Source organism: Nocardioides pocheonensis, assembly GCF_003725535.1.
GTDB classification, from domain to species: Bacteria; Actinomycetota; Actinomycetes; order Propionibacteriales; family Nocardioidaceae; genus Marmoricola; species Marmoricola pocheonensis.
Genome location: NZ_RJSF01000005.1, coordinates 124,906 through 136,723 on the forward strand (window position 1 = coordinate 124,906; position 11,818 = coordinate 136,723).

The 11,818-nt window shown below is 68.5% G+C and carries 12 protein-coding genes; 3 read left to right on the plus strand and 9 right to left on the minus strand.

All coding sequences use genetic code 11. From position 1 onward, the window contains the following. Positions 1 to 149: 149 nt before the first annotated feature. The 8 genes from EFL26_RS02805 to EFL26_RS02840 all read right to left on the minus strand — a co-directional run bounded on the left by EFL26_RS02805 (position 150) and on the right by EFL26_RS02840 (position 7,300). A complete protein-coding gene (locus tag EFL26_RS02805) occupies positions 150 to 974 on the minus strand; it encodes an alpha/beta fold hydrolase (RefSeq protein ID WP_123221376.1) in 825 nt (274 codons plus the stop codon). Beyond that, positions 971 to 2,590 carry a long-chain fatty acid--CoA ligase gene (locus EFL26_RS02810; protein WP_221176812.1) on the minus strand — a complete coding sequence of 540 codons (1,620 nt, stop codon included), beginning with the start codon at positions 2,588 to 2,590 and terminating at the stop codon, positions 971 to 973. The genes EFL26_RS02805 and EFL26_RS02810 overlap by 4 nt, the downstream gene beginning before the upstream one ends. Next, the gene (locus EFL26_RS02815; protein ID WP_123221377.1) at positions 2,583 to 4,277 is read right to left on the minus strand and encodes a PHA/PHB synthase family protein; all 1,695 of its coding nucleotides are present in this window, start codon (positions 4,275 to 4,277) and stop codon (positions 2,583 to 2,585) included. The genes EFL26_RS02810 and EFL26_RS02815 overlap by 8 nt, the downstream gene beginning before the upstream one ends. A gap of 271 nt (positions 4,278 to 4,548) precedes the next feature. Further along, a complete protein-coding gene (locus EFL26_RS02820; protein WP_221176813.1) occupies positions 4,549 to 4,989 on the minus strand; it encodes an SRPBCC family protein in 441 nt (146 codons plus the stop codon). Between the two features lie 313 nt (positions 4,990 to 5,302). Beyond that, the gene (locus tag EFL26_RS02825; protein WP_183408002.1) at positions 5,303 to 5,767 is read right to left on the minus strand and encodes a nuclear transport factor 2 family protein; all 465 of its coding nucleotides are present in this window, start codon (positions 5,765 to 5,767) and stop codon (positions 5,303 to 5,305) included. Between the two features lie 168 nt (positions 5,768 to 5,935). Further along, complete coding sequence (locus EFL26_RS02830; protein WP_123221380.1) at positions 5,936 to 6,199, minus strand: hypothetical protein; 264 nt, start codon at positions 6,197 to 6,199, stop codon at positions 5,936 to 5,938. 223 nt (positions 6,200 to 6,422) lie between these two features. Next, positions 6,423 to 7,028 (minus strand): MarR family winged helix-turn-helix transcriptional regulator, encoded by a 606-nt coding sequence (locus EFL26_RS02835; RefSeq protein WP_123221381.1) that lies wholly within the window; start codon positions 7,026 to 7,028, stop codon positions 6,423 to 6,425. Then, the gene (locus EFL26_RS02840; protein WP_123221382.1) at positions 7,025 to 7,300 is read right to left on the minus strand and encodes a hypothetical protein; all 276 of its coding nucleotides are present in this window, start codon (positions 7,298 to 7,300) and stop codon (positions 7,025 to 7,027) included. Before EFL26_RS02840 ends, EFL26_RS02835 begins: the two co-directional genes overlap by 4 nt. 372 nt (positions 7,301 to 7,672) lie before the next feature. Here EFL26_RS02840 and EFL26_RS02845 point away from each other — a divergent pair, with 372 nt between their 5' ends. Beyond that, complete coding sequence (locus EFL26_RS02845) at positions 7,673 to 8,059, plus strand: hypothetical protein (RefSeq protein ID WP_148046606.1); 387 nt, start codon at positions 7,673 to 7,675, stop codon at positions 8,057 to 8,059. Between the two features lie 933 nt (positions 8,060 to 8,992). Here the strand turns inward: EFL26_RS02845 and EFL26_RS02855 are convergent. Beyond that, positions 8,993 to 9,679: a GAF and ANTAR domain-containing protein gene (locus tag EFL26_RS02855; RefSeq protein WP_123221385.1), complete on the minus strand. Its 687-nt coding sequence runs from the start codon at positions 9,677 to 9,679 to the stop codon at positions 8,993 to 8,995. Between the two features lie 146 nt (positions 9,680 to 9,825). On the opposite strand from EFL26_RS02855, the gene EFL26_RS02860 reads away from it, so the two are divergent. Further along, on the plus strand, positions 9,826 to 10,302 hold the full coding sequence (locus tag EFL26_RS02860) for a hypothetical protein (protein ID WP_123221386.1): 477 nt from the start codon (positions 9,826 to 9,828) through the stop codon (positions 10,300 to 10,302). Positions 10,303 to 10,400: 98 nt separating this feature from the next. Further along, the coding region (locus tag EFL26_RS24010; protein WP_221176814.1) for a hypothetical protein at positions 10,401 to 11,818 on the plus strand (1,418 nt) is incomplete at its 3' end.

Genomic DNA, 11,818 nt, shown 5'->3' on the forward strand with positions numbered 1-11,818 from the left:
TCCAGATGCCACCCAGCTGCGTCACTCCGCCGCGATCAGGGACGCTGCATGTGCGCGAAGTTCGGAAATCCGCGGGTCGCACCCTGGTGCTCGGATGATCCTGGGAGTGGGCCGTACCGCGAAACACTGGCTCACGGCGATCTCCAGCGTCAGGCGTGTGAGGTGGGTTCCCGGGCCAGGAAACGGCTGACCAGCGGCGCCGAGATCTCGGGGCTGTCGAAGAGCATCATGTGGCCGGCACCCTCGAGAATGTGCAGCTCGGATCGGCGAATGAGGCGCGCCATGACCTTCGCGTTCACGGATGGGGCGATCGGGTCGTCGTTGCCCGCGATGATCAGCGTGGGCGCGCAGATCAAAGGCAGTCCGGGGAGCGTGGAGTAGCCCGTGACGGCCGCCAGTTGGGTCATGTAGCCGTACAGGCTGGGGGGCCGTCCGACCCGGCGCCGTGCGTCCTCGTTGGCGAGGACCGGGTCGACGCGATACCGCCCCCCGTAGATGTGCGGGGCGATCTTCTTGAAGTACGGGCGGGAGTAGTAGCGCCGAGGCGTGAGCATCCGGGACGCCACGACCGGACCCGGCGGTCGGGCCCCCAGTCCATACGTCGTTGCCGCGAGGACGAGGCGGTCGACGCTGCCGCGGTGCTGGATGGCCAGGTGCTGCGCAAGCAGGCCGCCCCAGGAGTAGCCGAGGACGTCGAGCCGCGCGTGGCCCAGCACGCGGATCAGCTTCTTCACGAACCAGGCGTTGCCGGCCATCGTCGGGGGCAGCCACGAGATGCCGGAGTTGCCGGTTCCGGGGAAGTCGAACATCAGGAGCTCGCGCCCGGGGAGGTGGGGGACGAGCGGGTCCCACATGTCCAGGTTGCCGCCGATACCCATGATCATCAGCAGCGGCGGGCCGCTCCCATGCGTGCGGACCCTCACCCGGGTCGGGCCGACCCGCACGAACGAGGTGACGTCGTCCGACCGGCTCATGCGGAGAACCGCGACCGAAGCACCTTCTTGTCGAACTTGCCGACCGAGGTCTTGGGGATCTCGGTGATCAGCTCGACGCGGTCAGGCAGCTGCCAGCGCGCGAATCCATGGGCCTCGAGGTGGCTGCGCACCTGCTCCGGGGTGACCTGCGCACCCGGCTGCAGGACCAGGCACGCCATGGGTCGCTCGAGCCAGCGGTCATCGGGGATGGCGATCACCGCGGCCTCGAGGACCTCGGGCATCGCCATCAGCGCGGCCTCCATGTCGACCGAGGAGATCCACTCGCCGCCCGACTTGATCAGGTCCTTGGTGCGGTCAGCGATCACGAAGTAGCCGTCGGGATGGCCGACGGCGATGTCGCCGGTGTCGAACCAGCCGTCGTCGGTGAAGCTCTCGGCGCCATGCCCATGGAGGTAGCCGGATGCCACCCACGGTCCTCGGACGTGGAGCGCGCCCATCGTCGAGCCGTCGTAGGGAACCTCGTCGCCATCGGCGTCCCGGATGCTGATCGCGATGCCCGGGATCGGCAGGCCGGCGCGGGTGCGCGCCGTGTCGAGGACCGCCTCTTCGGGCCAGTCGTGCATCCTTGGCTGCGGCCACGCCAACGAGGCCAGCGGAGACGTCTCGGTCATGCCCCACGCCTGAATGATCGGCACCCCGAAGTCGCGCTGGAACCGATCGATCAGCGACCGGGGTGGCTGGCTTCCTCCGCAGACGATGTGACGCAGGGATCGGAGCGGGTTGGTGCGGTTCGCCAGCTCCTCGGCGACGCCCAGCCAGACGGTGGGTACGCCGGCCGCGATCGTGACGCGTTCCTCCTCGAGGAGGTCGACGAACGGCTCGGGCTCGAGCCCGCCGCCGTAGAGCACCAGGCCCGCGCCGACGCCCACCGCGGCGTGGACGAGGCCCCACGCGCTCGCGTGGAACATCGGGACCTGGGGCAGCACGACGTCGGTGGGTCCCACCGACATCCCTGCGCCCGACGAGACACCCATCGCATGCAGGTAGGTGGAACGATGCGTGGCGACCACGCCCTTGGGCCGACCCGTGGTTCCCGACGTGTAGCAGAGCCCACAGGGTGCCCGTTCGTCGATCAGGGGCTGGGGGTGGATCTCCGGTCGGTCCGCGATCAGGTCCTCGTAGCTGAGGGCACCCGCCACGAGATCGCCGGCTGTGTCGTCGAGGACGACCACGTGCCTGAGTCCGGGGACCATCGGGGCCACCTGTGCGATCACGGGCAGGAAGTCCGGGTCGACCAGGACGACCCGGTCGTCGGCGTCGTTCATGACGAAGGCCAGCTCGTCGGTGCTGAGGCGCACGTTGAGCGTGTGCAGGACGCGACCGCTGCACGGGACTCCGAAGTAGGCCTCGACGTGCCGGTAGCTGTTCCAGGCCAAGGTCGCCACGCGTTCGCCCGGGTCGACTCCGAGCACGTCGAGCGCACCCATGAGCTGGTGCGCACGGGTCGCGAGGTCGGCGTAGGTGTAGCGGTGGGTCTTGCCGGAAGCGAGCCGGCTCACCACCTCGGTTCGATGGTGATGACGGCGGGCGTTGTCGAGCAGCAGCCATGCGCTCAGGGGCACGTCCATCATCGACGGTCCATCCAGGTCAGCCATGGACGTAGCTTCCCGGTGCGCTCTCCAGGACGGGATGACTGCGGTTCCCGAGGCGGCGCGGCCGGGGCCGCGGCTCGCCGGAGCGCTCGGCGGTCCATCGCGTCCAGTCCTCCCACCACGACCCGGTGTTCCTCGACGCCGAGCGGTACCAGGCCTCGACGTCGTCGGGGTTGTCGTCGTTGGTGAGGAAGCTCGCCTTGGGGTTGCCCGGCGGGTTGACGAGGGCCTGGATGTGGCCGCTGTTCGACAGCACGAACCGGACGTCACCCGCCATCACGCGAGCGGCGGCGTACGCCGACTGCCACGGGACGAGGTGGTCGGTCAGGGCGCCGACGACGTACAGGTCGTTCTTGACCTGGGTCAGGTCGATCGGGGTGCCGAGCATCTCGAAGCTGCCCGGGATCATCAGCACGTTGTCCACCCACATGTGCAGGAACTCGGCGTGCAGCGTGGCCGGCAGGTTGGTCGAGTCGGCGTTCCACGCCAGGATGTCGAAGGCGGGCGGGTTGTTGCCCATCAGGTAGTTCGAGACCCAGTACTTCCAGACCAGGTCGTTGGGCCGCAGCCACGCGAACACCGACGCCAGAGTCCGACCGTCCAGCACGCCCTTGCGGCGTGACCTCGAGATCGCGGCCGCGACCGTTCGCCGGCTGACGAACATGTTCAGCGAGTTGTTCACATCGGTGTCCAGCAACGTGACTGCCAGGGTGGCCGCATTGATGAGGTCGGCGTGCGTCGCGGTGAGATGGGACAGGACACCGGCCAGGGTCATCCCGCCGGCGCAGAATCCGATGGTGTTGACCTGCTCCACGCCGCACAGCTCGGCGGCGACCTGCATCGCTTCGACGCAGGCGCCGGCGTAGTCGTCCAGCGACCAGTCCCGCTGCTCCGGCCCCGGGTTGCGCCAGGAGATCAGGAACGTCTGGATCCCGGTGCTCACGGCGTGCTCGACGAAGCTGCGGCCGGGAGCGAGGTCCAGGAAGTAGTACCGGTTGACCTGAGGCGGGATCACCACGGTCGGCAGACTGTGGACCCTGGGGGTCGTGGGCGCATACCGGATGAGCTCGAACATCTCGGTCCGATGGACCACCGCACCCTTGGTGACTGCGACCGTCTCGCCCACGCGGTACGGCCGGCTGTCCACCTGCGAGGGCATCCCCCGGTTGTTGCGCACGTCGTACAGGAAGTGGCGCGTGCCGTCGTACAGGGAACGACCTCGTGTGGCCAGCGCCTTCTTCAGCGCGGCCGGATTCCCGGCGAGAGCATTGGTGGGAGCACATGCGTCGATCAGCAGACCGAGTGCGAACCGCGCACGCAGCGCGCTCTTCGCATCGAGGTCCAACTCGTCGACCGAACTCAGAATGATCCGACCCGCCAGTACGTAGGACTGGGCCAGACGTCGCCACGCGGCGTGCTGCCACGCGGGGTCTGCGAAGCGGGCGTCCTTCGCGTCGGGTCGAATCGGCGACACGCCCGCAACGATCCTGGTCTCCTCGGCTCCCCACTGGAGAGCCTGCGACAAGACCAGCGTGGGTCGGCGACTGTAGGCGAGGGACCACCGAAACATGGCGCTGGCGACCTGCGGCGGAGTCAGCCCCGCAAGAGGATTCGCACCCTGCATGGCGAGCGCCGCAGCGATGTCGTCGAAGTCGCGATCGGGCGAGGACTCAGGTGGCATGGCTCCCATCCGCGGAGTGTGGCAGCGTACCCACGGGTAGGGCCCAACCCGTGAGGAGCCTCACGGACAAGGCCGAAGCCGCATCGTTGCTTGTGCATTTCGGGCCGGTCAACGGACGGTCACCACCACGCCGCGAGGCCGTCCACACCCCCTGCCGTACCTCTCGTCTGCCGGACACCTGACACGATCCGCACGCTCGACGAACCAGCGTCTTTCCGTAGCCGCGAAGGTCTGAGCTGTCGACAGGCCAGAGCTGACGCACGTCGTCCTTGAGCGGCTGCTACGGGCGTTGGCGATCGCGAAGGCCGTAGCCAGCCACGTATGCCGTCAGGCCGCGGTGGCCGTGACGCATCATCAAGGTGTGGTTGCCGCGGAATGCGGGCCGTGCCACCGGCGAAAGCCGGCGCAGCGACGCCTTCTTCAACTCAACCTCCTCCTCGAACACTGCCTCGGTGCCCGCACCTGAGGCAGTGATCGTCCACCGCGAGAACCCCGACAGGTCGCCGACCATGCTCGCCTCGAGCACGCCGGCGACCGGGTCACGACGTTGTTGGGTGGTGGTGAAGACGAGGTCATACGGCAACAACGAGCGACAGGTGAGCTCGTACGTATTCCCGCCTCGAGACTCGGCGCGTCTGACCTCTGGCCACCAGGACGGATAGTCGGCCAGCTCAGCGAGCGCGGCATACACGTCACCGGGTGGCGCGGCGAGCCGCCACATGCTCCGAAAGCTGTACCTGTTGAACACAGTTCGGGAGTCTGCCACCGAACGCATGCCCGGCACGCTCAGACTGGAGGATCGTGTTCAGGTGGCAGCCCATGGGCGTGCAGGAGTCCCGTCGGTCGGGCTGTGCGTCACACCGCCGCGAAGACGCATCGTTGTCCGCCGCCAGTCGGCGGGTACGCGGTCGGCATGTGTGCCCGACGGATGTCTGGTCATCGTGCAGGGGCCTCGGGTCGGCCCTGTGCACTCGGATGGCTGACAGGTGGCGCAGCGCTGTTCGGTACTGACGTCCGTGCGCTTCGGGCGTCGATCAGGAATCCTGGGAGGGCGGCCGGTAGAGCTGGTCGACCGCGGTGGCGATGTCCTCACCGGTGTCCTCGACAGGCTCGACGTAGAGCCGCGCTGCGGCGATCCGGTCATCGCGGATGGTGGCGATGATGACCCCACACATGGCGAAACCTGAGCCATCGGTGTGGTGGCCCCGCCAGTAGACCTCGCCCCACTCCGTGTCCCGGTCGCGACACGTTGCCAGGAGGTCTGCCCGGAAGTCCGGGACACCAGCAAAGACCGAGGACCAGTTCTCATGGACCTGGGCTCGTCCCGAGAACCGGCGTCCGGGGTGTGCGGGTTGATCGCTCTGATAGTCCTCGGTGAAGTGGGAGGCGAAGAGATCGGCGTCGTGGTCATTCTGTGCCTCGATGAGGCGCTCCAGAACTGTGCTCATGATGTCGAACCTAGAACCCCGCGGCGGGTCCGGACAGTCGGAGATCCGCATGGGGCCATTCCAGCCAGCGGGTCGTCGGACGACTCGTGACAACGGGTCCCGGGACCCTGTGAGCCGGACCGTCTCATGAGAACGATGTCCGGACCGACACGCGTCGCACCGCCGCATGCCGACTTCGTGTACGGCGAAGGTCCCCCTGGATCGGAGGGCGGGGTCGGGTCAGGAACAGACCGCGGCGTCGAAGCCTTCGCCGAACAACGTCACGTTGCCGCCCATTGTGATCGGAATGACATCCGAGATCGGACCGCCGTTGGCTGCCGCCGCCGGAGTGTCGTTGGTCTGGTTGGCACCCGCGTTGGCCGGCGCGGGCGTACAGCGCAGCGGGGTGATCCCGTGCACGTGCGCCGAGGCGCCGGATGCGGGAACGATCACAAAGGCAGCGACGGCGAGAGTGGCGCCGGTCGCCAAGCGCAACGTGGACATCTGTGTCCTCCAAGGTGTCGGCTGGTTCATTCCTGTCACGGGATCCACCGCCCTGGACGAGGACGAGGTCCGTCATAGACGTACACGGAGCCGACCCGTGAACGGTTCACCGGTCGCTGCAGCGGGCCCAGGCCGCGCATCGGCTCGGGACGCGCAGGTTCCGGGCCTCGTGGCCGAGCTGCACGGCAGAGTCGGCGCCGTATCAGCGCCGTATCAGCCCCGGTCAGGCCCGTCGGCGCGGCCTGCGCGGGCGCTTGCGGGGACGGCTTCTCGCGATGACGGCGTCCACGTCGAGCGACTCGATCGAGGCGGCGACCTTGGCCAGGAGACGCACGAAGGTCTCGCGCTCCTCATCGTCGAGGACGGCGAACTCGTGGGCGTGAAGGGTGGTGATCTCGGCGAGGTAGGCGTCGATGACCGGCTGGGCGGCGCCTGTCAGCTCGACGAGCATGACGCGGCGGTCAGAGGTGTCCGGGACTCTGCGGACCAGGCCCTTGCGCGCGAGCGTGTCGACGAGCGACGTCACGCTGGCACCGGTGACGAAGAGGCGCTCGGCGATCGCGGAGTGCGAGAGCGGCTGCTCGGCGCCGTCGAGGGTGGCAAGGAGGATGCGGGCCGGGATCGACAGGCCGTGATGGCGGAGGGCGCGCATGTCCGCGTCACGGAAGAGGTCGGCGGTGTGGATGAGGTTCTGCGCGCACTCCGTCGCGGTCGCGTCCCCGGAAGGGAACTCGCGGGCGAACGCGGCGCGGTCGACATGGCGTGGTACGACGGCGGTCTCCCCGCTGCCGGGGCGACCGCCGTCGACGGGCTCGGCGTCGGGGCTCAATAGCTCACGCTCTCGACGTCGTCGAGGTAGCTGATCGCTGGCGCACCGATGACGCCTGCGTTCGACATCGCTTCCTTCAGCGCCGGGTCGGTCGCGAAGCCCTGAGCCGCGGTCGTGTCGGGGAAATCGATGAGGATGGCGACCGCGTCGCCGTCACGCAGGACGCGGTGACCGGTCGAGCCGTGTTGGCGCCGGTTGGACTCGTGGTTCTCGAAACCCGACTTCCAGTCGTCGAAGTTCTGCACCTGGTGCTGCACGAGCAGAGTGGTCATGGTGTTCTCCTTGATCGGAACTCTTTCTTAGAGTTCGAATAGTTAGAACTCTAAGGATAATCTCGACCAAGTCAATGCTGGGCTAGACATGAGCGGCTGGCGATGGTCACTGTGAGCCGCCGTAGCGGGAGAACCCCCGCGACGCCGATGACGTCGCCGTCGACAAGGAAGACCGTCAGCCCAGACATCGCCGGTTGCGGGGCCGCCGACGAATGCATCCACTCTGGTGTCCCGATGGTGTGCCAAGTCTCAGCCGCGGGTCGGCGGCGCTCCGACGCTGCCCATCCCAAGCAGGACTCTGGACACCGACCGCTCCCGAGTCCACGCTGGTGAACTGGACCCTTCAGGCCGCGACGACAAGCAGGGGGCATCATGACCGAGCAGCTTCATCTAGGTCTCAATCCGGTCCGAGCGGAGCGTGCCGAAGACTTCGAACGGTTCCTTGCAGAGGTCGTTCTACCCGCCGTTCGGGCACAACGTCCTGACCTCGCCGGGCGGTGGCGGGTGATGCGCTCGAGCGGGGGGCCGGCGGACGACGTCGTCACATATGCGTTCATGCTCGAGGGCGGCAGTCTCGAAGAGGACTGGGAACTTGGCGTCCTGCTTTCCGCCCAGTACGGCGAAGAGGAGGCCGACCGCCTGCTCAACGGCTGGCTCGAGACCTTTGCCCCCGTCGAGGCGTGGGCACAGGTGGCCGCTTCCTCCGCTGGAGAATCCGGCCAGGTCCTGTGGACGTTGGAGCCAGTCACCCTCGACTGAGCACGTGCCGACTCCTCGCGCGCGGCGCCACTGCTGTGGCTGCTCTCATCGTGGTCCGCACGGCTCTTCGCACGGTGGCATCCCTGCGCTCACCGACCACGCGCGCGTCGAGTCCCACGGTGACCGACGGGCGACGGGCGACGGGCGCTCGGCAGTGACTTCGATGGCCGCCAGGGGCGTGCGAGCGCCCACTCTCCGATCCCAGAACCCCTTCCCGCAGGCTCCCCGTCGACCCGCCGGCGTAGACAGGTTCACGTTCGTCACCTACATTCGAGGTCGGTGGTTGGGAAAGCAGCCTGCGGCCGGTTGTCGTGGTCGTGACGGCTCTCCTCGAGAGGCTCAGGTATGTCGCCCGCCGACCCTCAGTTCCGGACCCCTCACGCACGCCGAGCTGCGACCCGTCCGCGTGCCGGGCTGCCGCGCGAGCGAAATGACGACGTACCTGCCACCGATCCGTCCGATGTCGCGCAGCGCGTCATCGCTGGCGAACCCACGCTCATCGAGCAGGCCAGGGACACGTTGATGCCGTTCCACGGCGTCGACTCCGACCGGGCGGGGGTCAGGCAGCCGGCGTTGACGAGGGGGTCGGAGGCGCAGCTTCGCAACGCCGATCCTGGCCACGCACACTCCGTGAGGCGACGGCTCATCGCCCATCGGCAGGCGTCTCCGCGCTCGCACTGAGCGCGCCGGACGGGGGTGTGCAGGGGCGCGTGGCTCACGCGAGCACGCGTCCCTGCACTGCGCCTTCCGGGTGGCTCCTGCCACGTCGTGTCATCCGCGCGCTTGCGCCAGCCCACAGCTGAGGACGCGGCCGGCACGCGGTTGATCGGCTCTCAGGCGCGTCGCGCGACAGACTGCGTCGTCACACAGTGGTCCGAGGGTACGAGCCAAGGTCGCGCTCGAAGAATCACCGCCGTGCATTCGGATCGCCCACTACGCCGGCGTTTCCCCGGTGCGGACCAGTTCCGCGGCCACCCAATTCAGCTTGACGTTCCGCCGCTGTGAGACGCGGCGGAGGACAGCAAACGCCTGAGCGGGTGGGATGCCGAACCGTTCCATCAGGATGCCTTCGGCCCGTCCGATCGTCGTGCGATGGTTGATTGCCGTCTCGAGGTGCTCCGCGTGTTGCGAAGCTGCCAGCGCCACACCGACGTGGGCGGCGAGCGCTTGACCGTTGTTGATGTCGTCGGCGTCGAACGCGTCGAGCTCGGTTGAGTACAGATTCATCGCGCCGAGGGTGTCGCTGGTCGTGTACAGGCGGTAACTCACGATGGAGGCGACACCGGCCTCCTTCGCGACCATCGGCCCCCACCTGGGCCAGCGCTTGTCGTTGGCCAGGTCCCGGCTGTGGACGATCTCGTCCATGTGCAGCGCGTCGAAGCACGGTCCTTCCTTGAGCACGAACTGGAGTCCGTCGGTTCGGTTCAGGGTCTCGTCGCTCCCCACGGGAGTGTCGATCCCTTCACTGTGGACGATCGAGATACCGACAAGATCGCACCCCTGGATGATCTCGGTGGCGACCAGGACGACCTTCTCGAGCGTCAGTTGAGTGCTCGCCCATCCCTGCATCGAGCGCGCGGCGTCAGCCAGCTGATCGGCGAAGCTCGCGGGGCTCTCCATGACCAGGATCCTCCTCCCAGCGATGGCGCCTGGCCAGCCGGGTGGGAGCGGCAAGATCCCGACACGAACGGGACACGAGTCTCATGACAGTGGGACAGCCCTGGCGGCACGGTCGTTCGGTCAGCTCAATCGTCCAAGGAGTGGTCATGGCACAGACGGTGGTGGAACAGGGTCGGATCGGCGGGAACGGCGGCCGCGCACGCGCGGCCCGCGCGGGGATGGTGGCAGGTGTCCTCGCGATGGCGTTGGTTGTCTACGGCACCTACGGTGACTCGCAGGCGCCTGACTCCCAGAAGTCGGGGATGCCGTTCGTCCTCGTGATGGCTGCGGTGGCAGCGATCGTGACGTTCGGAGTGCTGGCGCCGCGAGCTCTTCGTGCGGTCGATGCGGGTACGGCGGGCGGCCGCCGCTGGGCGGTGGGCCTGGCCACGGTCTCCGTGCTGGGACTGGGCGTCTTCTGGAGCGGCCTGCCGTTGATCGTCGGAAGCGCCGCAGCGCTGGTCGGCCGCGCGGGATCGGAGAGCGCACAGCACTCCCGGGCATTCTCCGCGGCTCGCATCCTCGGGTTGTTCGCGGCGGGTGCGTCGATCCTCGTCACCGTTGCCGGCAATCTCCTGCACTGAGCGGGAGTTCCCCGATCCGCGGGACTGGAGCCGTCGCGGCGGCGACACTGTGGGCGAAGGCATGCAGGAGATGACCGGTGGCACAGAGACAACGTGACATGCAGCGAGTTGGCCGGGCGGCGGCGGCGTCAGCCGTCGCCGTCACGGCCGGCTCCTGGCTGCTCGCCGTCGTACTCGGTGCCGCCGGCGGGCATCTCGGCGACGCGCTGATGGGTCTGAGCGCAGTCGCGTTCGCGGTGGTCGGGGCGCTGGTCGTGTGGCAGCGGCCGGGAAACGGGATCGGCCCGCTCTTCTGCGCAGGCGCGGTGTCGTTGACGGTGCTGGGGGTCGGTGGCCTCTACGCCCGGTACGCGGCGGCGCACCCGTCCGCTGGACTGCCGGCCGGCGTGTTCGTCTCGTGGCGCGCCGACGCGGCCGCGTTGCCGACGATGGGCATGTTCGCCGGCATCATCCCGCAGGTGTTTCCCGATGGTCGGCCCTTGTCCCGACGATGGCGGCACACCCTCTGGGCCGGCTGGGCATTCATCGTGCTGGCGACCCTCGGCAACGCGCTCACGCCCCAGCGGCTCGAGTCGGTGCCGGGTCGAGACAACCCCTACGCCATCACCGCGCTGGACGGTCTCTGGGCGACGATGATCGCCCTCAGTGCGCCGCTGGGGCTGCTGGCGCTGTGCGCCGGCCTGGTCACGCTGGTGCTGCGTTGGCGTCGATCCGGTGGAGACGAGCGACAGCAGCTCAAGTGGTTCCTTGCCGGCGTCTCGCTGTTCCCAGTGCCCTTGCTGCTGCACGACGCGCTGCCGGTGGTCAGCGACGTGTTGATCTCGGTCGCCCTCCTGGTGATGCCCGTGCTTCTGGGTGTCGCCGTGCTTCGCTACCGGCTCTACGACCTGGATCTGGTCGTCCGGCGCGCCGCGGCGTACGCCGTCGTCAGCGCCCTGGTCGCCGGCATCTACCTGGCGATCGTCGCGATGGTCGAGGCCGCCGTCGGTGGGCACGCCACGCAGGCGGAGCACGTCGCGGCGGCCGTCGCTGCAGCGGCGGCGTTCCAGCCCTTGCGCGCGCTGGTCCAGAGAACGGTCGACGAGGTGTTCTACGGCGACCGACTGCGACCCTACGAAGCAATGAACCGGATCGGCCGGCAGCTCGAGCACGCGGTGCTGCCCGACACCGTGCTTCCCGGCGTCGTCACGGCGGTGACCGACGCCCTCCGACTCCCCTACGCCGCCGTCGAGCTGCTCGACGAGACCGGCTGGTCGATGGCGGCCGAGCACGGACGGCCGGCAGGGACGGTCGAGGAGTTTCCGATGACCTACCAGGCCGAACGGGTCGGCCGACTCCTCGTGTCGCCGCGTGCACCCGGCCAGCCACTGCACATGTCGGATCGCCGCCTCCTGGTCGACCTGGCGCGGCAAGTCGGCGTGGCAGCGCACGCGGTCCGGGCGAGCCTCGCTCTGCAACGCTCCCGAGTCGCGCTCGTCAGCGCCCGGGAGGAAGAACGGCGACGCCTGCGCCGGGA